The 22,216-nt window shown below is 51.7% G+C and carries 22 protein-coding genes, 1 tRNA gene and 1 pseudogene; 16 read left to right on the top strand and 8 right to left on the bottom strand.

Annotated features, from left to right (window positions below):
- Positions 1-152 precede the first annotated feature (152 nt).
- A pseudogene (locus HUE57_RS14185) lies at positions 153-413 on the bottom strand (CheR family methyltransferase); the annotation flags it as partial.
- Between the two features lie 30 nt (positions 414-443).
- Between HUE57_RS14185 and HUE57_RS14190 the strand changes: the two are divergent.
- Positions 444-785 carry a hypothetical protein gene (locus tag HUE57_RS14190; protein WP_174673404.1) on the top strand — a complete coding sequence of 114 codons (342 nt, stop codon included), beginning with the start codon at positions 444-446 and terminating at the stop codon, positions 783-785.
- Here the strand turns inward: HUE57_RS14190 and HUE57_RS14195 are convergent.
- Entirely contained in the window at positions 692-997 is a 306-nt protein-coding gene (locus HUE57_RS14195) for a CheR family methyltransferase (RefSeq protein ID WP_420885694.1), read from the bottom strand. The two genes, HUE57_RS14190 and HUE57_RS14195, sit on opposite strands and share 94 nt — an antisense overlap.
- A gap of 48 nt (positions 998-1,045) precedes the next feature.
- On the opposite strand from HUE57_RS14195, the gene HUE57_RS14200 reads away from it, so the two are divergent.
- On the top strand, positions 1,046-1,252 hold the full coding sequence (locus HUE57_RS14200; protein WP_174673406.1) for a hypothetical protein: 207 nt from the start codon (positions 1,046-1,048) through the stop codon (positions 1,250-1,252).
- Positions 1,253-1,266: 14 nt separating this feature from the next.
- Here HUE57_RS14200 and HUE57_RS14205 read toward each other — a convergent pair whose 3' ends face one another.
- Entirely contained in the window at positions 1,267-1,551 is a 285-nt protein-coding gene (locus HUE57_RS14205) for a protein-glutamate O-methyltransferase CheR (RefSeq protein WP_174673407.1), read from the bottom strand.
- 213 nt (positions 1,552-1,764) lie between these two features.
- On the bottom strand, positions 1,765-2,697 hold the full coding sequence (locus tag HUE57_RS14210) for a chemotaxis protein CheV (protein ID WP_078482741.1): 933 nt from the start codon (positions 2,695-2,697) through the stop codon (positions 1,765-1,767).
- Between the two features lie 245 nt (positions 2,698-2,942).
- Here HUE57_RS14210 and flgA point away from each other — a divergent pair, with 245 nt between their 5' ends.
- The 4 genes from flgA to HUE57_RS14230 all read left to right on the top strand — a co-directional run bounded on the left by flgA (position 2,943) and on the right by HUE57_RS14230 (position 5,418).
- Complete coding sequence (gene flgA / locus HUE57_RS14215; protein ID WP_172840127.1) at positions 2,943-3,680, top strand: flagellar basal body P-ring formation chaperone FlgA; 738 nt, start codon at positions 2,943-2,945, stop codon at positions 3,678-3,680.
- A gap of 87 nt (positions 3,681-3,767) precedes the next feature.
- Positions 3,768-4,079, top strand: coding sequence for a flagellar biosynthesis anti-sigma factor FlgM (flgM, locus tag HUE57_RS14220; protein WP_078482739.1), 312 nt, complete (start codon positions 3,768-3,770; stop codon positions 4,077-4,079).
- Between the two features lie 22 nt (positions 4,080-4,101).
- The gene (locus HUE57_RS14225; RefSeq protein ID WP_078482738.1) at positions 4,102-4,584 is read left to right on the top strand and encodes a flagella synthesis protein FlgN; all 483 of its coding nucleotides are present in this window, start codon (positions 4,102-4,104) and stop codon (positions 4,582-4,584) included.
- Between the two features lie 99 nt (positions 4,585-4,683).
- Positions 4,684-5,418, top strand: a complete 735-nt coding sequence (locus HUE57_RS14230) for a flagellar brake protein (RefSeq protein WP_172840125.1) — start codon at positions 4,684-4,686, stop codon at positions 5,416-5,418.
- Here the strand turns inward: HUE57_RS14230 and HUE57_RS14235 are convergent.
- Genes HUE57_RS14235 through HUE57_RS14245 form a run of 3 tightly spaced genes read right to left on the bottom strand, consistent with a single transcriptional unit; the run spans position 5,415 to position 7,676 of the window.
- Entirely contained in the window at positions 5,415-6,029 is a 615-nt protein-coding gene (locus HUE57_RS14235) for a TIGR04282 family arsenosugar biosynthesis glycosyltransferase (protein ID WP_172840123.1), read from the bottom strand. The genes HUE57_RS14230 and HUE57_RS14235 overlap by 4 nt on opposite strands.
- Position 6,030: 1 nt before the next feature.
- Positions 6,031-6,708, bottom strand: coding sequence for a TIGR04283 family arsenosugar biosynthesis glycosyltransferase (locus tag HUE57_RS14240; protein ID WP_078482735.1), 678 nt, complete (start codon positions 6,706-6,708; stop codon positions 6,031-6,033).
- Positions 6,705-7,676, bottom strand: a complete 972-nt coding sequence (locus tag HUE57_RS14245) for a hypothetical protein (RefSeq protein WP_078482734.1) — start codon at positions 7,674-7,676, stop codon at positions 6,705-6,707. Before HUE57_RS14245 ends, HUE57_RS14240 begins: the two co-directional genes overlap by 4 nt.
- A gap of 131 nt (positions 7,677-7,807) precedes the next feature.
- On the opposite strand from HUE57_RS14245, the gene HUE57_RS14250 reads away from it, so the two are divergent.
- From HUE57_RS14250 to HUE57_RS14280, 7 genes are all read left to right on the top strand, one after another.
- Complete coding sequence (locus HUE57_RS14250) at positions 7,808-8,011, top strand: hypothetical protein (RefSeq protein ID WP_078482733.1); 204 nt, start codon at positions 7,808-7,810, stop codon at positions 8,009-8,011.
- Between the two features lie 158 nt (positions 8,012-8,169).
- Positions 8,170-9,105, top strand: coding sequence for an aKG-HExxH-type peptide beta-hydroxylase (locus HUE57_RS14255; protein WP_172840121.1), 936 nt, complete (start codon positions 8,170-8,172; stop codon positions 9,103-9,105).
- A gap of 85 nt (positions 9,106-9,190) precedes the next feature.
- Positions 9,191-9,267, top strand: a tRNA-Arg gene (locus HUE57_RS14260).
- A gap of 100 nt (positions 9,268-9,367) precedes the next feature.
- On the top strand, positions 9,368-9,724 hold the full coding sequence (locus HUE57_RS14265) for a hypothetical protein (protein ID WP_174673408.1): 357 nt from the start codon (positions 9,368-9,370) through the stop codon (positions 9,722-9,724).
- Between the two features lie 202 nt (positions 9,725-9,926).
- Positions 9,927-13,226: an SPOR domain-containing protein gene (locus HUE57_RS14270; RefSeq protein WP_172840119.1), complete on the top strand. Its 3,300-nt coding sequence runs from the start codon at positions 9,927-9,929 to the stop codon at positions 13,224-13,226.
- A gap of 11 nt (positions 13,227-13,237) precedes the next feature.
- The gene (locus HUE57_RS14275; RefSeq protein ID WP_078482730.1) at positions 13,238-13,831 is read left to right on the top strand and encodes a hypothetical protein; all 594 of its coding nucleotides are present in this window, start codon (positions 13,238-13,240) and stop codon (positions 13,829-13,831) included.
- Positions 13,832-14,060: 229 nt separating this feature from the next.
- Complete coding sequence (locus HUE57_RS14280; protein WP_174673409.1) at positions 14,061-15,740, top strand: sensor domain-containing diguanylate cyclase; 1,680 nt, start codon at positions 14,061-14,063, stop codon at positions 15,738-15,740.
- 31 nt (positions 15,741-15,771) lie between these two features.
- Here the strand turns inward: HUE57_RS14280 and HUE57_RS14285 are convergent, their stop codons facing one another.
- Entirely contained in the window at positions 15,772-16,743 is a 972-nt protein-coding gene (locus HUE57_RS14285) for a flagella assembly protein FlgT middle domain-containing protein (RefSeq protein ID WP_172840114.1), read from the bottom strand.
- Positions 16,744-17,218: 475 nt separating this feature from the next.
- Here HUE57_RS14285 and HUE57_RS14290 point away from each other — a divergent pair, with 475 nt between their 5' ends.
- Genes HUE57_RS14290 through HUE57_RS14300 form a run of 3 tightly spaced genes read left to right on the top strand, consistent with a single transcriptional unit; the run spans position 17,219 to position 22,123 of the window.
- Positions 17,219-17,848 carry a TetR/AcrR family transcriptional regulator gene (locus tag HUE57_RS14290; protein WP_078482727.1) on the top strand — a complete coding sequence of 210 codons (630 nt, stop codon included), beginning with the start codon at positions 17,219-17,221 and terminating at the stop codon, positions 17,846-17,848.
- A 52-nt stretch (positions 17,849-17,900) separates the two neighbouring features.
- Positions 17,901-18,998, top strand: coding sequence for an efflux RND transporter periplasmic adaptor subunit (locus HUE57_RS14295; RefSeq protein WP_078482726.1), 1,098 nt, complete (start codon positions 17,901-17,903; stop codon positions 18,996-18,998).
- On the top strand, positions 18,995-22,123 hold the full coding sequence (locus HUE57_RS14300; protein WP_078482725.1) for an efflux RND transporter permease subunit: 3,129 nt from the start codon (positions 18,995-18,997) through the stop codon (positions 22,121-22,123). Before HUE57_RS14295 ends, HUE57_RS14300 begins: the two co-directional genes overlap by 4 nt.
- The last annotated feature ends 93 nt before the right edge of the window (positions 22,124-22,216 follow it).

Genomic DNA, 22,216 nt, shown 5'->3' on the forward strand with positions numbered 1-22,216 from the left:
TATTAGGGAAACCCACCAAGGGTGAATGAGTGTAATTACGTTGCTATGTGGTGGGGGTCGCTTTGCTCGACCTACCCTACGTGTATAAGCGTTACGAAGGTGTTGCCGGGTTTCTTTCCACGTTACCCGCCACTGGCACTACAGCCCTCTTCCTATTTAACCTTATATACGACGCCACGCGGCATACGTACCAGTTCAAAATCATCTGAGTAGTTGGCAATTGACTCCGAACCACCGAGAAAGAGATAGCCACCAGGATTGAGCGCCTTGGCCATTCGCGACAGGATGTCACTCTTCGATTCGGCTGAGAAGTAGATCAGGACATTACGGCAGAAGATGATATCGAAACGACCCAACAGGGTGTAGCTCTGCATCAGATTAAGCTCGCGAAAGCTAATCCGACGTTTAACATCAGGCTGGGGAGTCGCTATTTTTGCGAGAGTTTGTTTTGGGCATCCAAGCCCAAGCAAACAGCAAAAACTTCACGCGACCGTTTATGCCTACGGCGCCCGACGTCCTGCGTACGTTGCGTAATCACCTCTTCGCGGCTCTACACAACTCCCTCAGTGACTCTACGCCGACATAAAGCCGCTGCTGCATCTTCTCCGTCGTTCGCTCGCGCTCTCAACTACGAATATCAGACGGCGTCGACTATCGGGGCTAACCGCCTTCGCTTCGCTATCCTTGGCGGTCAGCGATTGATCTGCCACTTATGCTCCTTCTGGGTAAAGAAGCGCTGCGTTCTCTCCGGGGAGAGACCACGAATTACCGCGAGGTTGTCGTAAACACCCTCCTTCGCCTCTGAGAGAATCGCTGGCGAGATATCGGTACCGGTTACCTGCACATCACCGGGGAGCGCACCGGGGTTTTTCTGCTGAAACTCCTGGGTGATCATGCTGATTGAGTAGGGTTCCTGCCCCGAAGAGCAAGCTGCAGACCACACCTTAATCGGCATGTTGCGCTTGGTTTTCGCCAGCTCGGGCAGTAGCGTCTCCATCAACATATCGTAGGGGTAGTTGTCGCGGAACCCGGGGAGTCGCTATTTTTGCGAAAGTTTGTTTTGGGCATCCAAGCCCAAGCAAACAGCAAAAACTTCACGCGACCGTTTATGCCTGCGGCGCCCCGACCGTCCTGCGTACGTTGCGCAATCACCTCTTCGCGGCTCTACACAACTCCTTCACTGACTCTACGCCGACATAAAGCCGTTGCTGCATCTTCTCCGTCGTTCGCTCGCGCTCTCAACTACGAATAGGCAGACGGCGTCGACTATCGGGGACTAACCGCCCTCACTTCGCCTCCATGGCGGTCAGCGCAGGAGGTCTCGTTGGTTGTCATCGCTTCGATAATCCGCTCGCGCAGACCTCTTACAATGCCGCTATTAAGTTTGGTCAATAGGTCGCCGAGTGAACCGAGACTGTACTCAGTAAAGACCTTAGTCAGGCGACTCGAAACGAGATATTGCTTGTTGTCACCCAGTACGATGCCACAGGTATCCTCCAGATACTTCTGGAAACCCTGATACTCTTGCTGGGTACAAAACGCCTTGGACACTATCGCTACCTTAACTCTCTCAACTACAGACCTTTCCCTATCTGGATGATAATAAATCGTCCCTGAAAGTCTGTTCTAGACCGGACGCCAGATTACCTGCAATTGACCACGTAAGCCACTAAAAAAGCTGCAATGTTTATCTTTGGAAGAGGATTATAAAGAAACAAGCCGTTGGAGTTCACCACTACCAACGGCTCGATATGAGACAAATTGTTAAGCGTTGTCGACCGCTTTAATCCGATCCAGTACGGCCCCAGCCAGCTCATCGGGCTTAAACTTGGCGATGAACTTGTTGGCTCCTACCTTTTCAACCATGGCATTGTTAAAGACGCCACTGAGAGATGAGTGGAGCAGAACATAGAGGCCGGTCAGGCGCGGATCGTTACGGATTGAGGTGGTCAGAGTGTAACCGTCCATCTCTGGCATCTCGATATCGGAGAGCACCATTGCAAGGCGCTTCAGCTTTGGATCCTCATCCTCCGCCCATTTCAGCAGGATATCGAGCGCCTGTTTGCCATCATTGGCAAGCGTTGTCTCCACACCGATCTGGTCGAGGGTACGTTTAACCTGGTTACGTGCCACGCTGGAATCATCGGCAATCAGCACGTGATGTGGCATATCTCCCACCTCATCAACATCGGAGAGAACCTCCTGAGAAATCTCCTCACTGACGGACATTACCTCTGCCAGAACCTTCTCCACGTCGATAATCTCAACCAGCTCATCATCAACACGGGTCACAGCAGTAAGGTAGGTGCCACGACTCATGCCCTTCGGCGGCGGCAGAATATCTTCCCAATTGGTGTTAATAATGCGGTCAACCGAGCTAACCAGAAAACCAATGGTGGTGCGGTTGAACTCGGTGATGATGACAAAGGCCTCTTTGAGATCATCGATCGGTTTCATCTTGATCGCCATACCAAGATCGACCAGGGGAATGGTATTACCACGTAGATTGGCTACGCCGCGTATCACTGGATGGGAGTGAGGCACGCTGGTGAGCGCAGGACACTGAATAACCTCCTGCACCTTAAAAACATTAATGCCAAAACGTTGTCGCGCACCGAGGCGAAACATCAACAGTTCTAATCGGTTGTGTCCAGCTAGCTGTGTACGCTGGTCTACACCATCCATTATGCCCGCCATGGGACCTCCTCAAGCTTCTTGTTGGCTATCTGCCTGAAACTATCGTCCAATTCAGCAGATTCTTGAACCGATATTTTTGGCACGCCTGTTGCAACGTAGTTATTCAGATGAAAAAAACCGTGCTGAAAAGCTAATGTTGTATGCGACTGGTAGAAGCGATTATGTACAGAAGAGTACAATTTAATCAATCTAAACAAAAAGATAATCATTCCAAACTGGGATGCCGTTTCTTTGACGCAGTGACAATGCCCAAGAGTCAAAAAAATGGGCATAACGCTTATCTACGCCTCTTCACCCTGCTGCTCGCCGCCCTGCCGATCTCTAATAAGATCCACGCGGCCGAACCGGTCAAATATCAGGGGCATGAGTCGATATATAGCAGTGTGCAGCAGTATATAAAGGAAAAGACATCGCACTACTCCATTCCAGCTGAAATTGAGGTGGGAAAACTCGATCGACGTCTTCGGTTGATTGCTTGCGATCAACCTCTGGCCACCTTTCTACGACCGGGTGCAAAGATGAGTGGAACAACTTCCATTGGTGTGAAATGTAACAGCGAAACACCCTGGACGGCTTACCTCACGGCCAACATTCACCTCTATGATAAGATCGCGGTCGCTTCACAACCGCTACCCCGTGGCAGATTGATCTCTGCAACTGATTTTGAACTGGTTGATCGTGAGATCTCTACGCTTTCACGCGGCTTTTTCACCGAGGCCAAGGCGCTCTACGGCATGGAGCTGAAACAGACACTCAAGGCCGACACCGTCATCACGCCTGCAATGGTCAAACAGCCCCTGGCGATCAAACGCCGTGAAGGTGTCACCATACTCGCCTCCAGTGGAGGACTGGTGATTCGTGCCCGAGGAGAGGCAATGGGTGATGGTGCTATCGGTGAACGAATCAAGGTCAAGAACAGCAGTTCTAAACGTGTTATCGAGGCGACAATCATCCGCGCGGGTGTGGTTGAGGTTCGTCTTTAAATAGTTAAAATTATTTCTAAAGGTTTCCCGGTTGCTGCCGACAATTAGTGCAGATAACCTAAAAGTATAAAGTGGAGAGATAAGACAATGGGCATCGAAATCAATGGGTTAAACAACAGGGCTACCCAGGGCGCTGGAACCTCTAAGCAGGATAAGGAGGTTCAGGGTGGCAAGGGTGAATCGGCAGACAAGGGTGCTCCGACTACTCAGGGCGACAGTGTCAGCCTGACCGATACCGCTAGCCGTCTCAGCAATCTTAGTGAGGCGTTGGCCGACACACCGGTGGTCAATACCGATAAGGTTGCCGCATTCCGCGAGGCCATCGCGAATGGGAGCTATCAGGTCAATCCGGAGAAGGTTGCGGAGAAGCTGATGGGTCTTGAAGAGAGTCTGGGCTAAACAGCCAACAGTGGAGTCAATCATGGATCAGTCTCGTCATATCGCAATGCTCGTCGATCTGCTCGCCAACCAGCGAGCCAATGTCACAGCATTACTTGAGTTACTGAATCAGGAGCGCTCTGCACTGAGACAGAACGACACCGCCGAACTGGAGGTGTTAGCCGCTGAGAAAGAGACACAAATCGGGAAAATCGATGCCAACGACCAGAGGCGCGTCACCCTTCTCAAGGCAGCAGGTTACGAAAACAATCAGGCAGGCATGCAGCAGCTGATCGCTCGCCTGGGTAATGAACCGGTTCTTCTCGACACCTGGAATGGATTACTAGACGATCTGACCGAGTGTAAAAAGCTGAACGAGATCAATGGTGGTTCGATCGAACTGGTAAAACGTCATCTCCAGCGTGCCATTTCGATCGTCAACGGCCAGAGCCAGAGCCCTAGCCTCTATAACGACAGTGGTATATCTACCTCGCAGCACACCGGTCACACCATCGCCAAGGCTTAGCGCCTCGGATCATCAGCCAAACGTAGAAAAATCGGGTAGTATTGCGTGCTTAGCGAAATATTTAGACCGAAAGAGAAAAATACGGTCATGCAAGCGGTAATGGCTGAAAAAAACACCCCTAAAAAGAGCGAAGCTCAATATCTCAAAGATCCTGCGCAGATACGTTCAATATTGAAACGTATTCAGGAGTCGCACGCCCTGCTCTCGCTCAGCCTGCCCAACAGTAAGGGCACCTATAGCAGCTCATTGATCAATGTCATACACGATGATGAGACAGATGTTGTTGAGCTTGATGAACTCACCCCATCAATCGGTCACGACCACTTCATCAAATCGAGAGAGGCACGTGTCTATGCCAAGTTGAATGGCGTCGATGTCCGTTTTTCCTGTCACCTTAAAGGCATTAAGCGTAGCGACGACGGTTACCTCTCCTACGTCATCGACCTACCGAGACCGGTCGAGTATCACGAGCTGAGAAGTTATTTCCGTGTACCAATCAGCCTGGCCAGCAACATTCAGGTCACCATCGAATTGGAAGCTCATCACGTCACTGCGCTCATTTCCGATATCTCTCAAGGTGGTTTTGGTGCGGTTATTACCGACTCAGTGGTCAACGTATCTATTGGTGACGTCTATCCCTGCACCATTCAGCTTTCTAAAAAAGAGAAGATCGAGTGTTCAATTGAGATCAGAAACTCTCGTATCAATGACTTTACAGATAAACAACACATCGGTGCTCAGTTCCACAAGCTGACCCGTGCCCAGGAGTTACGCATCTCTAACCAAACCGCTCAGTTGCAGCGAGAGATGATTCGCAAAAACCTGTCGGTCTAATCCAAGCGGCGCATTCGCCTCACATCACGCCAGTAATCCACATCCCAGAGTGGCTTAAGCTCCTTCCACTCCATACCAGAGGCACGCATCAATCGGCGTGTCTGCTGCATCACCCGACCACTCCCCCACTCCACTGCAGAAAAAGGGAGTGAGGCGCCGCGACGCAGACCAACCAACACATAGCCGCCATCTTCAGCAGGACCAAAGACAGCGTCAGCTCCCTGCTCCAATACATCGAAGGCCTGCTGCAGATAGGAGGCATCAATCGACGGACAGTCGGTGCCGATCAACAGTGCATAGGGGGCATCGCTTAACATCACCCTAAAAGCAGATGCCATTCGCTCTCCTAGATCCAATCCATGCTGCACACACAGCTCAAATGAGTAGTATTGCTGTAGTCGTTGTGTAAAGGGGTGCCAACGATTCGGGGCAACCCAAAGCGTCACGGGGGCGAGGTCAGATTGTGAAACGGTTGCAACAGTCTGCACCACTAACTTTCGATGAATACGTGCTGCACCGATGGCCCCAGTAGCAGGTATCAGTCTGGTTTTAACACGCCCCGCCAGTGGCTGTTTCGCAAAGACGGCGATTCGACCCTTAGCAAATTTCACCCTACCGATACCAGCTTGAGAGCCGCTGTGGATCGACACCGATGAGATAGCAGAGACGCAGCCACCACATCAACAGGATGGTTCTCACCACACCACGCTGCAACCAGCGTCGCCCAGAGGTAACGACACGCTCGTGTAGAGCTATAGGCCTAGCCACCTGTCGCAGCCGTTTGCTCAACGCCACATCCTCCATCAATGCAATCGAAGGATAGCCACCAACACGCCAGAAGAGCCTGGTGGTCACAAAGATCGCCTGATCCCCCGTTGCCACTCCAGTCTGTTGTGAACGCAGATTCATCATCTTCTCAACCACACCGATCAGCGCTGTTTTAGGTTCGATAGAGACATCAAAACGTCCCCAGACCTCGGGCGAGGACTGCTGATTGATAGCCTGATGAAGCAGTACCAGTGCCGTTGCGGGCAACACCGTATCGGCATGGATAAACCAGAGTATATCTCCCCTTGCAACGTCCGCCCCCGCATTCATCTGGAGCGCACGACCCGATCTGGTGACTACCACCCTATCTGCTAGCTCATGTGCAAGCGCAACAGATTCATCACTGCTGCCACCATCGACAACAATCAGCTCAACCATCTCATCGCGCTGGTCATTAAGTTGCAATAACAGGGAGTGAAGCGCTATGGCATCGTTCAGCACAGGGATCACTACTGAGATCATGGACGCCTCAGATATCGTTTTTTGAACAGGTTTTTATAGGGCCGATAGGGACATAATAGTTTAGAGTCCAAGCTGATTTTATCTTTGTGTTGTCCCATTACATCAATCTCTGCGAAGGCATCCAGAAGACTCTTCTCTCCTATTGCGAGTGCCTCTCGGCGTAGTGGGGAACGGTGTTTCACACCGACCTTGATGTGGGGATTGGTGTTAATCTCATAGACCTGCATTCGTCCACCAACCAGACCATAGTCAGCCCTGCCATACTCAATACCCGCCTGCTGAAAGATCTTCATCAACTGCTCCGCATGTGGATTCTCGCGTACGTAGGCAATCTCATCACGAAAATCATCATCACTGGCAAGTCCAATCTTGCCGTACTTAACGTTCCAGTTATCTTCAATCACAAAGTGGTGAGCGACGATCCGATCACCCACTCTGAATGCACCATATTTTCGATAAACCGACGGTGATGTCTCCTCGGCACAAAATTCAACCACCAGTAGACCTCGCAAGGGGTAACCTGTCTCTCTAAGTTGCGTCAGAGAATTTTCAAGATCAGCCTGGGTGAGCAGCAGATCTGAGAGCGGCTTGCCGTGGTCGCCCTCCCACCTTACAAACACCGGAAACCGGCGAGGAGCAGGATACTCATCGGCACGATAGACGTCGAAATCATTGACTCCTAGACGGTGCAAACCTTTTAACAGTTCAACGCGACTTTGCGCCCTTGCGGGATTGTTTAGCGGTCGACAACCCTCGGCCTTATTCAAGGAGTGGTAAACCTCACTCGCAATACGTAACTCCCACGGCATCAGACGTTCCAGGTCAGAAAAGATATAGCTACCAGCAGTAAGCGATCGCTTGGCAAAAAGTTCATCGTAACTGGATGTTTTCAGATCAAAACCACCATCAGCCTCACTCAATGCCTCAACTGAATAGTCGTGTCCCGTTGCTGTGATGAAATTGATCATCGCTCCATTTATCCCCTCTCTCCTGCAAATACCCTGTATAAATCATTGATAATACTAGAGCTCTACTTTGACAGCAGAGGCTGATCATAGCTAATCTTCACGGGGTATCTTAATCAAATAAAGGAATAGACATGAACGATTCAAATAATAAGGAAGCAAAAGTCTCGATTGATCCCAGCAAACTCCTTGGCAGCCAATGGCTCGAAACCAGTTCAGACACTAGCGACGACGCAACAAACGGCGTCAAGGTCGGAACAGTCAAAACTAAGAACCTTAAAGTTCGTGGTGGCAAGATCGGTGGTGCAAAACCTGGCATAGATAAATTCACAGCCTGATCTCAATCTAATTCTCTCCGCTCCCCATGCTTTTAAGGGGGGTGGTTGGATTGAACGGTAAAGCGTGAACTAAATCTATGGTCACAGCCTTCAATAACAGCACACTTCCTATCGGTTTTCTCCCCGACCGCAGGCGTGCAGACGCACTTTACTGCGAGATGAAAGCACGGCTAATAGATAGCCTCAGCTATCTGCATCAACAGTTATCAGATACAACCAGCCAGCCTCCCCCAATCGACAGTTGGTTAGCAACACTAAACAAAACCACCTTCATCAAGCCCGGCATTTTTGGCTACTACTACGATCTCGCTTCAGCGTTACTGCAAGATGATATCGAACTGGCCAAACAACTATTTACGAAGCTCTCCAGCTTCGAAGCAGCCGCAGGCGGTCTCTCAGTAATCACCCTCTCTGAGACCGACCTCGATAGAGAGAGTATCGATCTCTATATTCGCAACGTTGAGATTGAACCAGACGTCCCCCTGCACCTGACTGCACCCTCCGCCTCATCTGCTGAGCGAGTCTCCCCCCATATCCACGAGGCCCTTGAGATCATCGATCAGGTTCTGCCAGAACTGGGCGAGGAGATCAGAGCACTGACAACCGAGATCGTGATGGCCAGCAGTGCCAGGAATAGCGACGGCATCACCTTCCACGGTGCCTCCTCGGTCTACCTCTGGGGCACGCTCTTTATCAATGCCGACTACCACAAGACGCTGGTACAGGTACTCGACACACTGATCCACGAGTCGGCTCACTGCCTGCTGTTTGGACTCTCAGTCGAAGGTCCACTGGTCGAAAATCCTGAGGAGGAGCGGCACAGCTCACCACTGAGAGAGGATCTACGCCCCATCGATGGCATCTACCACGCCACCTTTGTGCTTTCGCGTATGCACTATGGAATGCAGAAAATTCTCGACTCGAGCCTACTTGATGATGAGAGTAACAAGGAGGTAGAGAGACTCATCGGACACCATGCCAGCTGCTTCAGAGATGGACTCAACACCATCGAGTCTGTCGGTAGACTCACCCAGCTCGGCAGCACCATCATGCAAGGCCCAAAACAGTACATGCAGAGTGTAGGTGCCATATAAACTCTAACGCGGTGCGCCAGAGCCACAGCACACGATCAATCGCTATAGCCAAATAGTCTCTCATTGTTATACTTCGCAACCTTTAGCGCCCGTGGCACAGCTGGATAGCGCAGCCCCCTCCTAAGGGGCAGGTCAGAGGTTCGAATCCTCTCGGGCGCGCCATACAAACAACAAAGGTCCTCGCCGGGGAGTCGCTATTTTTGCGAAAGTTTGTTTTGGGCATCAAGCCCAAGCAAACAGCAAAAACTTCACGCGACCGTTTATGCCTGCGGCGCCCCGACCGTCCTGCGTACGTTGCGTAATCACCTCTTCGCGGCTCTACACAACTCCCTCAGTGACTCTACGCCGACATAAAGCCGCTGCTGCATCTTCTCCGTCGTTCGCTCGCGCTCTCAACTACGAATATACAGACGGCGTCGACTATCGGGGACTAACCGCCCTCACTTCGCTCTCCATGGCGGTCAGCGATAGAGAGCCTTTTTGTTTGTGGGGTACGACCGAAGGCCTTGGTGAGAACCTCCAGGTTCGACGACCGAGCAACGCGAGGGAGAACGTCACTTGCACTCCAGCGACGGCCCGTAGGAGCAGGCAAAATCGAATCACCCTTTCGGCTCCTTAGCTTCGTTCCAATCTATCCGTTAAACACCGGAACAGGCAGAAATCGATACACCAACCTCATTTGTGGCACGCCGCTTGCTATCTCTTTATTGAGAGAAACTACGGCGAACATGCCTATTATGTTTAATTTCATGCAGTTACATACAACTAGAACACTCCCTGATAATAGTAATGACGGGAGTTTGACGCCTATCAAGCAGAAGGTGAGCCCTTCGCTGCCTGAATTCTGTCGTCTGTTATCGCTCATGTTGCTGACACTCCTCATCATTCCAAACGCGAATGCTGAGGTAACAACACAACAGCGGCTTACGCTAGATATGCAGCTTGATGGTGAGCTGATCGCTACCGATGTCATCGGTTATCGACACCAGCAGAGTCTGCTATTACCGCTTGGGGTCGTGGTCGAAAAGCTCGGTTTTCCGATTGAACTCAACCCCGTTGCAGGTAGCGGACGAGGATGGACGATCAGCCGGGAGCGCGACTTTGAACTCGATATCAACAGTGCAGCAGTCACCATTGATGGCAGTCGCAGTGTGATACCTGCAAACAGCGTCTACTCTGCCAACAACGAAATCTATGTTGAGCTCTCACAGCTATCGAACTGGTTCCCGATCGACTTCTCTTTTAACCAGTCTCGCATGAGAGTTGAGCTTGAGGCCCTGGAGACACTACCCATACAGACGCGACACGAAGGGAAGCACCCAGTAACATTCAATCAGACTGCGGTTCATACGAGACAACATGCACTCCCCTATCCAGCCAGGAGCCTTCCAACAACCGATCTAAGCCTCGACTATCGAGTCAGACGTCACGGCACAGAGAACAAGCCAGACTTCAGCGGTGGTTATGCATTGATTACGAATAATGAACTCCCCTTTATCTCCAGTGAGTTCTATCTCCGAGGTGATGAGAGCGATCTATTGGACGGTGCGCGTCTTAGCGTTAGCCGCACCGATGCAAACAAGGGTCTGCTGGGCCCATTACGCGCATCACGCATCAAGGTTGGCGATCTAAATACCGTAGAGATTCCACTCTATGAGGGTGGCAATCAGGAGCTCGGCATCAAGTTTGAGAATAGTGATCTCGAGCATGAATATAGCTTCGACACCACCGATTTTAGAGGCGACCTGCTACCAAACTGGGAAGTGGAGCTCTATCGCAACAATCTACTCATCGGCTATCTGATGACTCCCGAAAATGGGCGCTACGTCTTTAGCAACATTCCGCTCTACTACGGTAACAACGACTTCGAACTTATCTTCTACGGCCCTAACGGCCAGATCCGACGTATCAGCCGTAGTCACTTTGTCGGCCCAGGCATGCTGCAGAAGGGTAAGGCGATCTATCAGTTCTCTCTCAGTGAACAGGGCGAGCAGCTGTTTGATCTACAGGAGGATGAGGTCGCCAGAAACCCTCGTCTTAGCGCAAAAATCGATTACGGCCTGAACGATAAATTCTCACTGGGCGCAGCTCTTCACAGTGTTGAGCTGGGTGATCGCCGCCACCACTATCTCAACCTCGGCCTTCGCGGCGCCCTGCCCGGCATCTTTGCCAGCCTCGACACCACGCAGGACTCACGCGGGGGTGGTAGCTATCGCCTGCTTCTGCAGAAATCGTTACGGGGCATTAATCTACGTGCCAGCCTTGCCCTCTACGACGACTTCATTACTGAAGAGAGCTATACATCAAATAATCACCTAAAGTCGATCACCTCCATCTCAGCCAGCGGTCAGTTCGCCGGGATACCCATCGAATTCACCCTGCAAGATCGCGACTATGAAAATCATCGTGAGAGCATTTTGAGCAACACGCTCACCGCATATATCAACAGCGCCTATCTCAGCCACGACCTTAGATATATTCGCCTTGAATCAACCGCTGACGAATCGGAGATGGTTGAAGGTACGCTGCAACTCAGCAAACATTTAGCCCCCCTCTTTCTACGTGGTCGTCTCGACTACTCAATCTACCCAGATGAGCGTATCGACTCGCTCTTTATTTCAGCCCTGTTGAATCTCGAAGATCGACTAAGCATGAATTTCGACTTTACCCATAACATCGATGGCGATGATCTCAACCACTACTCTGCGGGCATTAACTGGCGCAGCGATGCACTAATAGTCACCCCCTCTATCGCCTTTAGCAGTGACGGTGACTACACCGGCATGGTCTCTGCCAATCTGGCCCTCGGTTATCAGCCGATTCAGGATAGCGAGATAGACAGCCGTGAGCGGAATCACCACGGAACCATTACAGCAACGGTTTTCGAGGACAGCAATAACAACGGCACACTAGACAGCGGAGAACGCGGTGTTGCGGGCGTCTCGATTCGTGGCGCAGCGGGTGAACAGGTCTCTCGAAGCGATCGCAGCGGCCATCTCTATATGACCAACCTGCCGACCGATACCCCAATCGATATCGAACTTGATATAGCAAGCATCAAGGATGCCTACCTGCTACCTCAACACGAATCACATACGATCACGTTAACCGCTGGAAAGCTGACCAGGCTGGACTTCCCGCTCACACCGACGGGGGAGATCGATGGCACCCTCCTGTTGCAGCAGAGTGATGGCAATCGTTCTCCCCTGCCCAATGTTGTCGTCGAGCTATTCGACGCTAACAACCGCCTGGTTCAGCGTCAGCGCAGCGCCTTTGATGGTTTCTACCGTTTCTACATGCTGCCACTTGGAGAGTACAACGTTAAGCTCGTAGCAAACGATGCCATGCAGATTATTAAGCAACCGACAACACTGGCCATTACAGACAAGGGAACGACACTTAATAACAGTGACATCATCCTCGGAGCCAGCCACCCGAAAGCGACTCAAACTCAATCACCAGGCAAGGCTGCTGCAACAACAGAAAAACAGCCCAACCGCTACCGTCCCATCATCACGAGTAAGCAGGAAACAACCCCGATAACCGTGGCAAAACGTGAACCCCAGCCTCTCCAGGTTAAACGCACTGCAGGCAAAATATCACTGCAACTCGGTTCATTCAGTGCACAGGCCCAGGCAGAGCGCAGTTGGAAAGCCATTCAACAGCGTCACCCTACTCTTACCCAGGATCTTCACGCCTCCATCAACAGCGCGCTGATCAACGGTTCACGTTACTACCGTATTACCACTAAAGAGCAGATGAGTCGTGCCAGTGCCGAGCAGTACTGCGCTCGTTTTAAGGCAGCAAAGCAGGCCTGCGTACCTGCTCTCACAGCAGAAAAAGAACCATCTACAGTACGCAAACCCGATTTAGGAGGGTTCACCCTGCAGCTGGGTTCATACACCAGCCATGCCAGAGCTGAGTCGGGCTGGAGTAGCATCAGTGAGAAGGTAAAGGTCACGCTGAAAAACTACAGTCACCGTGTATTAGCTCATACCGAAGGTAGAGTTACCCTCTACCGACTCACTTTAGCTCCGGGAGGCAGTGAGGCCTCAGCCCGTGATCTCTGCAACCGCGTCAAGGGGCTCGGCCAGCCGTGCCTGCCACTGGCGCTTAAATGAGAGAGAAACCGATGAAAAACTTCGCACTCATAATCACACTTCTCATCAGCTGCTTTCCTGTTACCGGCCCATTAGCCGCCGACGAGGGTATGGAAAGTCCTCAACAGGAACAGCACAGCAATACAGACAACGACAGTCGTGTTGGCGTCATCGCAGGGACGGCACTGGGTGGCGCAGCGACTGCCCATCCCGCTGGCCCGGTAATCGGTGGAGTTATTGGTTATCTGTTCGGTAAGAACAAAAACTTTATCGTCGATGCCTTTAACAAACTGCGTTCAGGCGTCACAGAGGAGAATGAGGAGGAGTCAGAGGTCAGCAAAACAGAACCTTCCATGCCTGAAACCGTTAAAACTGCATCCGCTACATCCGCTGAATCAGAGGCGGAGCCCACTCCCCCCACGCCTGTTGAGATGGTCAACAAACCACTACCTATCCCTATTGTCGCAGGTCCACCCCGCTGCTATGGCCATGCAACCAACATCACGACAAAGATGGAGATGGAGTTAGCTGCCCCCTCACTGCAAACGGAAAGCGGCGTGGTTAAAACATCGGTTAATCCCCGTCTTTCGCTGCGCGACCCTCGCTGTTTCTACTATATGGACTAATACGATCCCTCATATGATAACCAGCTTCATTTTAAGTGAATGCCCTCACTGAGCATCAGTGGTGTCTTGCACTCCTTCATCTATTTAGTTAATAACCTAATCGATCACGCTTTTTTTAGGCCCCAAGGGACACAGAATAATAACCCTCTCAACAGAGCATGATTACTACACCCTAAGAGTAGGTTAATGCCGCTCGACAACGCACCATTTACATTGGATGATGGGAACTATGTCTATCCGATATCGATTGGTGATCATCTCCCTTCTTATCTCCATCATTCCTGCTGGAATGATCGGCATTATTGGTTACAGCGAAGCTAAGGGGGCGCTTGAACGCAGCACACTTGCCGGACTCAATGCAGTCTCTGAATTTCGTGAGGGAGAGCTTTTTCTTTTCCTAAATAGCTTCAAAATCGTCACACGCAACTACGCCTCTGACGGCTACATCCGTGATCAACTGCTTATGACCGCAGATGCACGGACACGTATTTCATCACTAACCCGACTCAACAAACACCTCATTTACAATAAGGTCCCCCTCGATAATTCAATTCTCTACATTGACGTGCTCTCTCACGAAGGAATCGTTATCGCATCCAGCGATGAGAGCAAAATCGGTGTAAGCAAAAAAGAGAAGCGTTACTACACTCAGGGCCTGCAGCGAACCTTCATCAGCGATATCCACGCCCATAAAAATGGTCCGCCCGAGCTTGAGGTCGCCTCGCCCATCTATCCTAACGGTATGAATGAGAATCCAATCGGTGTATTGGTCGTCCATTTCAGTGCCGAGGCGTTCAATAATCTGCTTCGCGGCCAACTTATTGTCGACCTCGGTGCTAAATCTCAGATTCGAGGTATTGGCAAGACGGGTGAGACCTATCTGGTCGATAGAAACAGTCGAATGATCACCGACTCACTCTTTCTGGATAACAGTGATCACGAGCTTCAGGTCAACACCTATCCGGTCGAGATCGGAATCAGTGAACAACAAGAGGTGACCGGCCTTTGGGATGACTATCGCGGTGTCCCCGTTGCGGGTTCTTCTATGGTGATCACTATGGATGATTTCTTCTGCATTCTGATTAGCGAACAGGACCAGGATGAGGCCTTTCAGCCGATAACCCAATTACGTGATCGTGCGATCACACTCTCTGTCGCAATGTTTCTCTGTGTCATTGTCATCGCGCTAGCCACGGCAAGAACCATCTTTACACCCCTGAACAAACTGATGCGTGGTATCGAAACGATTGGTGAGGGAGACCTCTCATCACAGGTCACTGGTGTGAATGGCAACCATGAGATAGGCACCCTGGCTCAGGCATTTAACCGGATGTGTCAAAGTTTAGGCCGAACCCAGGCCAGTCTTGAAGAGAAGAATCGTAAGCTCGAAGAGCTTTCAACCAGAGATGGTTTGACCGGACTCTACAACCACCGCTACCTGAAAGAGAAACTCGAGTATGAGTTCAATCGAGCCCAGCGCTACAAGACACCACTCTGCGTCATGATGCTCGATCTCGATCACTTCAAACGAGTCAACGACACCTACGGTCATCTCTTTGGCGATTATGTACTCAAAGAGAGCGCTAAGCTGCTGACACAGGGTCTTCGTAAGACCGATATCATCGGCCGCTATGGTGGTGAAGAGTTCATGGTCATCTCACCCAACACACCGCTCGATAACGCAGAGTTTCTCGCACATAAACTGCGCAAGCTCTTTGATAATCACACCTTTACCAACGATGAGATCAGCAGCAACGTCACCATAAGTATCGGTGCAGCAAAATATTATGAGTCGATAGAAGACTACAACGGTCTAATCAATGTCACTGATCGCGCGCTCTATAGCGCCAAACAGGCAGGACGAAATCGCGTCTGTCTTGACGGGATGCCCTGCGAGACAGGCAGTTAAGGTCGGTTCTGTTTTGGACTGCTCCAATCCTTTACCAGGCACGAACAATATCACCCGGCCTAAGATCCTCTGCCCTACCTCTCTTCAACTTCAGCGTACCTATAGAGCTGTTGGGGAAGAGGCGTTTTATGGTCAAAGTACCGTAAGGGATCTCTTCAGCAACCATCTTGTCATGCAGATCGTGGGCCGCAATACGCTTTCTAAATATCTTTAATTCATCGTTGGGCCGCAATAGAACATTTGCACCGGCATCAATGTAGACCGTATTACCATCCAATTTCAGAATCCTTGCCTGCATCGGCATACAGGCCAGATCGTTAACAATATCTCGCACCTGCAGCTTGAGCATGTGCGCAACTGCCTGACCATACTCTGACTCGTTGAAACGACCATCAAAGGGGGTGATCTGCTTCATGTCGATACGTCCCTTCACCCTATCTCGATAGAGATGACGCGTAATCAGGCTACCGGAATAACCATCAAAAACCTCAATCTCGACCACCAGTTGCCGTACCGGCCACTTCCTTGCCGTATCGATCAGGTTGTCGTAGTAGGTTGAAGAGAGATCCAGAAAGCGTCCAGAGATCACAAACTGCGCCCCCTGCTCTTCTGCAACCTGTCTTGCCTGCTCTGCAGCCGTTCTCGAATAGTTACCCATAAGATCTAGCGCTGCTGGCACCAGTATCGTGTGGCCTCTCTCGGTGAGAACAAAGCGCCCTTCATCATCTAGCAGCTTGGTCAGTTGACTGGGATAACGCTGTTCAATCTCATTAAGATCATTGGCTTGCGCAGGATCACTGAGGCCAAACCCGACCACAACGACCCGTTTAAGCAGACCATACTCAGCGCCAGCTGAAGGACTACACATCTCAGCCATTGTCGGTTCATTAACCGTGCTCTCAGCAGGTGGTTTGTATTTGGCTGGCGGTACCGGTGGTCTCTGAAGACACCCCATCAACAGGGCTGTACTCAGAAGCAGGATCAGTGGCTGGTGTCTAAACATTGACGTCTTTTCCATCTATTAACTATCTACCGGTGATTAAAGCAAAAAATAGACCAACTTGAGGTTCTCTCGTCATCTCGCACAGCTTAGGGAGAGATACGCAAAAGCATTACATGCAATGGCGAGTAACCATATCGGTATCACTAAGCGCTAATCTCACAACCACGACTCTTAACTCACTATCTTTCTTCAATCGTTGCGACTAGAAACCTTCCAGAAATTAACCGGACTCGATAATGAAATATCACCCTCTACCTGCGCACCACTCAATTTCATCCACTCTAATCTGGCGCCTAACCAGCTCTACATCCGACTCAGTCATTTCTTATACACCTCAAATAACAACAAGTTACACAAATTTTGATATCAAATAGTTGTTTATTAACCGCCAGCGCATATGACCAGCGTTGCGTTTTGTGACTGACAGTCATATATTTACGAGTAGTCACTGATTGGTAAACAACGAGTATTAAATATGGGTATTCAGGAGAGGAAAGAGCGCGAGTTTGCACGCCGTGAAGAGGAGATCCTCGATGCGGCACTGCACCTGCTCGATTGCGACGACTGGCTTTCGGTCACTGTCGAGAAGATCGCCAATGAAGCGGAGATAGGCAAAGGGACCATCTACAAACACTTCCCCAGCAAAAATGCCCTCTACGCCAAGCTGACGCTCAGCTTTTATGGTGGCCTGATGAGCAGCTTTCAGCAGGTCAGTAGTGATCTACCCGCCGATGAGGCGTTTCGTCACACCGCCACCCTCGCTCTGCGCTATCACCTTGAACACCCGCAGTATCGCCGGGTAGTGCAGTACTGCAACCGAGGTGATTTTAAAAACAGCGCGACACCCGAACTACTGGAACAGTTTCATCAAGTGGACGATCAATTCGACCGGTTTGGTGACGAGCTGGTACAGCGCGGCATCGATCAGGGTCTCTTTGCCAACAGGCCCATTGAAGAGATGAAGTACGGCATTCATGCCTGCTTCGATGGCGCGATCAACACCCTCTGGGAGGGTTACTGCTGGGGGCGTGACATCGATAACGATCGTTTTATCGATGCCACCGTCGAATTCATGCTTGCTGGACTACGTCACGTAGATCAGTAACAGGTCAAACCCAGCACAACGAAACACAGCAGTAATTTCTGAGGATTGAAAGATGAGAAAATCGACTATCGCAGCAATGGCTATCGTTGTAGCCCTGTCGCTCTGGCTCTGGAGTGGTAGCGATGCGAAGCAACACGATGTTGAGCAATCCGCCACAGCGCTAAATACAGCCCCAGTGAGCCTGTTGAAGGTGCAGTATCGCCACTCCGTCGCGAGCGATATCGAGCGCGTGGTAAAGATTCAGGGACAACTTGAACCCTTCCGCAGCGCCGTACTGCGCGCCGAGACGGAGGAGACCATCAAGGAGATTCACGTTGAGAAGGGGCAGCAGGTCAGCAAGGGTGACCTACTCTTCTCTCTCGAATTGGGTGATCGAATGGAGCGACTCGCAGAGGCCAAGGCGCAACTTCTGCAGTATCAAGTCAAACTCAAGGGCATCAAGAAGCTGGGGAAGACCAACCTGAGTTCAGAGAACTCACTGCGCGAGGCTGAGACCAATCTGGCTGCGGCAAATACCCAGTTGGCAGCCATCAAGCTCGATATCAAGCATACCCGAATTCGCGCCCCCTTCACCGGCATCGTCAATGATTATCTGATCGAAGTGGGCGAGCTGGTACAGATGGGCGACAACCTTGCGACCCTGGTTGAGTGCAGTCGACTACTGGCCACCGCACAGGTACCACAGCTTACGGCCGGTAAGTTCTCCCTTGGCCAAGCCCTGGAGATTATTACCGCCGCTGATGAGCGCATCAAGGGCACCATCACCTACATCTCAAGTGTTGCCGATGAGGCCACCCGTAGCTTTCGAATTGAGGCGGAGATCGATAACCGCGACAGAGGCGTGGCTGCTGGAATGAGCGCCACGCTAGCAATCCCTGCCGACAATGTCAGCGCGCATTTTATATCACCCGCTCACCTGACCTTGGGTAACGACGGCTCTATTGGTGTCTACATCGTTGCAGAAGAGGATCGTGTGCAGTTTTTCCCCATTCGCATGCTGCGAAATGAATCGGCTGGCACCTGGATTACCGGCCTCCCTGAAAAGGTTCGGATTGTCACCCTGGGACAGGGTTTTGTTATCAACAATCAAAAGATCATTCCCATTGCTGAACCCGACAAAACAGCGGCTGCCGCAGGGGCAGTACTGTGAAAAGCGTGATTGAAGCGGCCTTTGACCGAAGCCGCATCGTTATTCTTGTACTGCTGTTTGTACTGCTTGCTGGATCACTCTCCTGGCAGGCGATACCCAAAGAGGCCGACCCGGATGTAACGATCCCAATCGTCTACGTTTCGATGTCACATGAGGGGATCTCACCTGAAGATGCTGAGCGCCTGCTGGTACGGCCAATGGAGAAGGAGCTGCAGTCGATTGAAGGGATCAAGGAGATGACCAGCAGTGCGGCCGAAGGCCACGCCTCGGTCACGCTTGAATTCGAAGCGAGTGTCGATAACCAGCGTGCACTCGATGATGTACGTGAGAAGGTCGATATCGCCAAGATCGAACTCCCCAACGACACCGACGAACCGGAGGTGCATGAGGTCAACGTCGCCCTCTTCCCGGTGCTTACCGTGGCCCTTTCCGGCACGGTACCGGAAGCAGGCATGTTACGCATCGCGCGTGAACTGAAAGACCGCATCGAATCACTACCACAGGTACTGGAGGCCGATATCGGAGGGGATCGCGAGGATCTCCTGGAGATCATCGTCGACCCGCAGGTGATGGAGAGTTACGACATCCGTTTCAGTGAGGTGTTTGAGCTGATCAGCAACAACAACCTGCTGGTTGCCGCTGGAGCACTCGATACGGGTGCCGGGCGTATGGTGGTGAAGGTGCCGGGTGTGATCGAGGATCTCAATGACATCCTGAAGATGCCGGTCAAGGTGGCAAACAATAATGTGGTCGTATTCGAGGATGTCGCCTCCATCCGTCTAACCTTCAAGGACCCGGAGGGTTTTGCCCGCGTCGGTAGCCAGTCTGCCATCACGCTCGAGATCAAAAAGCGCGTCGGTGCCAACATTATCCAGACCATCGAAAAGGTCAGAGAGATCGTCGCTGCTGAGCAGAAGCACTGGCCGGAGACACTTCAGGTCGCCTACCTGCAGGACAAGTCGGGCGAGATCAAAGATATGCTCAACGATCTGACCAACAACGTCATGAGTGCGATTGTATTAGTCATGATTGTGATCCTGGCCATCCTCGGTGCACGTTCAGCACTGCTGGTCGGTATGGCGATCCCCGCCTCCTTCCTGGCTGGAATATTCATCCTCTACAACCTCGGTTATACCCTCAATATCGTCGTACTCTTCAGCCTGATTCTGGTCGTTGGCATGCTGGTCGATGGCGCTATTGTCGTCTCCGAACTGGCAGACCGTCGACTCGCTGAGGGAATGCGTGCCCACGAGGCCTACGCGGGTGCTTCAAAACGGATGTCGTGGCCGATCATCGCCTCCACCGCAACAACCCTTGCGGTGTTCCTGCCGCTGATGTTCTGGCCGGGTGTGATTGGTGAGTTCATGGGTTATCTACCACTCACGGTAATCATCTGCCTCAGCGCCTCACTGATCATGGCGCTTGTTTTTATCCCAGTGCTCGGTGGCGTCACCACACCACATAACGAAGAGCGTCAGATCAGGAAAAACCCCGAAGGGCGTATGACCCAGATCTATGCCGAGCTACTGGCAAAATTACTGCGTCATCCCGGTAAGGTTCTACTGGTGGCACTAATGGCGATGATCGGCTCCTACACCGCCTACGGCACACACGGTCACGGTGTTGAATTCTTCCCCGATGTGGAACCTGAGTTTGCTCAAGTCCATATCCGTGCACGCGGGGATCTGTCGATCCATGAGAAGGATGCACTGGTACGTGAGGTTGAGTCTCGCATCCTCGATATGAAATCGCTCAAATCGGTCTATGCCCGCTCCTTCAATAACAGCAGCGGCGAAAACCGTGCTGAAGATGTGGTCGGTGTGATCCAGCTACAGTTCACCAACTGGCAACATCGTCCCAAGGCGTCTGTAATCATGGATCGGATCCGTGAACGCACTGCCGACATCTCGGGCATCATCATTGAGGTGCGCAAACAGGCAGGAGGACCTGGTGGTGAGAAAAAACCGGTACAGATTCAGCTCTCCAGTCGTGAGCCTGCACGTCTTGCCGGTGTTGCCAAGCAACTGCGAGCCGTTATTGACGAGGTAGGAGGTTTTGTTGATGTCGAAGACAACCGCCCTCTTCCCGGCATCGAGTGGCGACTTGAGGTGGATCGCGAGAAGGCGGCACGCTACGGCGCCAATGTGCAGATGATCGGCAACACGGTACAGATGATTACCAATGGTATTCGCATCGCCGGTTATCGTCCCGATGATAGCGACGACGAGGTCGACATCCGCGTACGTTACCCCTTTGTTGAGCGCAATCTGGATCATCTGAGCGATCTACGTGTCGCAACCGCTAACGGCATGCAGCCGATCACCAACTTCGTCACCCTGATACCCGCCGCCAAGACCGGCACCCTGTCACGTGCCGACGCCCGTCGGGTGATTACGGTGCAGGCCGATGTTGCTGAGGGTGTATTGCTCGATGAGCGTGTACAGCTGGTCAAACAGCAGCTGGAGAAAAACCCCCTCGATCCTGAGGTAAAGATTACCTTTAAGGGTGAAGATGCCGATCAGCGCGAGGCCGCCACCTTCCTCTCCAACGCCTTCATGATGGCAATATTCCTGATGGTGGTCATTCTGGTCACCCAGTTCAACAGCATCTACCAGGCACTACTGGTACTCTCTGCGATCATCTTCTCAACCGCCGGTGTACTGCTGGGTCTGTTGCTAACGGCCCAGCCATTTGGTGTGGTGATGGTTGGTATCGGAATCATTGCGCTGGCCGGTATTGTGGTGAACAACAATATCGTTCTGATAGATACCTATAACGGCTATCGGCGCGACGGAATGAGTATCTACGATGCGGCATTAAAGACGGGACGGGTTCGTCTGCGCCCAGTTCTGCTCACGGCCATCACCACGGTACTGGGTCTGATGCCGATGGTCTTTGCCCTCAATATCGACCTGATCGAGCGCACCATCACCTTCGGTGCCCCCTCAACCCAGTGGTGGACGCAGCTCTCGACTGCGATCGCCGGAGGACTCACCTTCGCCACTCTGCTGACCCTGATCCTGACACCTTGCCTACTGGTGCTGGGAGAGCAGAGCTCGGCCAGAATCAAGGCGCTGTTCCTGCGTATTGCCAGGATGATGGGCCACCAACCTACAACAGAGTAAGCCTAATTTTGGAGTGAGATTGATCAGACATATGCTCCCAATGTGTTACCTATTCTGAGCACTGGACGAACACATAAAGAGGAGTGAATTCTG

It is taken from the genome of Candidatus Reidiella endopervernicosa (assembly GCF_013343005.1).
In the GTDB taxonomy this organism is placed as follows: Bacteria; Pseudomonadota; Gammaproteobacteria.

Excerpts from the sequence above, each read along its gene's own strand:
- flgM (WP_078482739.1), top strand. The coding sequence starts at position 3,768 with ATGGGCATCGAAATCAATGGGTTAAACAACAGGGCTACCCAGGGCGCT.
- HUE57_RS14255 (WP_172840121.1), top strand. The coding sequence starts at position 8,170 with ATGAAAGCACGGCTAATAGATAGCCTCAGCTATCTGCATCAACAGTTA.
- HUE57_RS14245 (WP_078482734.1), bottom strand. The coding sequence starts at position 7,676 with ATGATCAATTTCATCACAGCAACGGGACACGACTATTCAGTTGAGGCA.
- HUE57_RS14280 (WP_174673409.1), top strand. The coding sequence starts at position 14,061 with ATGTCTATCCGATATCGATTGGTGATCATCTCCCTTCTTATCTCCATC.
- HUE57_RS14210 (WP_078482741.1), bottom strand. The coding sequence starts at position 2,697 with ATGGCGGGCATAATGGATGGTGTAGACCAGCGTACACAGCTAGCTGGA.
- HUE57_RS14250 (WP_078482733.1), top strand. The coding sequence starts at position 7,808 with ATGAACGATTCAAATAATAAGGAAGCAAAAGTCTCGATTGATCCCAGC.
- HUE57_RS14195 (WP_420885694.1), bottom strand. The coding sequence starts at position 997 with ATGGAGACGCTACTGCCCGAGCTGGCGAAAACCAAGCGCAACATGCCG.
- HUE57_RS14295 (WP_078482726.1), top strand. The coding sequence starts at position 17,901 with ATGAGAAAATCGACTATCGCAGCAATGGCTATCGTTGTAGCCCTGTCG.
- HUE57_RS14240 (WP_078482735.1), bottom strand. The coding sequence starts at position 6,708 with ATGATCTCAGTAGTGATCCCTGTGCTGAACGATGCCATAGCGCTTCAC.
- HUE57_RS14275 (WP_078482730.1), top strand. The coding sequence starts at position 13,238 with ATGAAAAACTTCGCACTCATAATCACACTTCTCATCAGCTGCTTTCCT.
- HUE57_RS14290 (WP_078482727.1), top strand. The coding sequence starts at position 17,219 with ATGGGTATTCAGGAGAGGAAAGAGCGCGAGTTTGCACGCCGTGAAGAG.
- HUE57_RS14285 (WP_172840114.1), bottom strand. The coding sequence starts at position 16,743 with ATGTTTAGACACCAGCCACTGATCCTGCTTCTGAGTACAGCCCTGTTG.
- HUE57_RS14225 (WP_078482738.1), top strand. The coding sequence starts at position 4,102 with ATGGATCAGTCTCGTCATATCGCAATGCTCGTCGATCTGCTCGCCAAC.
- flgA (WP_172840127.1), top strand. The coding sequence starts at position 2,943 with ATGCCCAAGAGTCAAAAAAATGGGCATAACGCTTATCTACGCCTCTTC.
- HUE57_RS14230 (WP_172840125.1), top strand. The coding sequence starts at position 4,684 with ATGGCTGAAAAAAACACCCCTAAAAAGAGCGAAGCTCAATATCTCAAA.
- HUE57_RS14265 (WP_174673408.1), top strand. The coding sequence starts at position 9,368 with ATGCCTGCGGCGCCCCGACCGTCCTGCGTACGTTGCGTAATCACCTCT.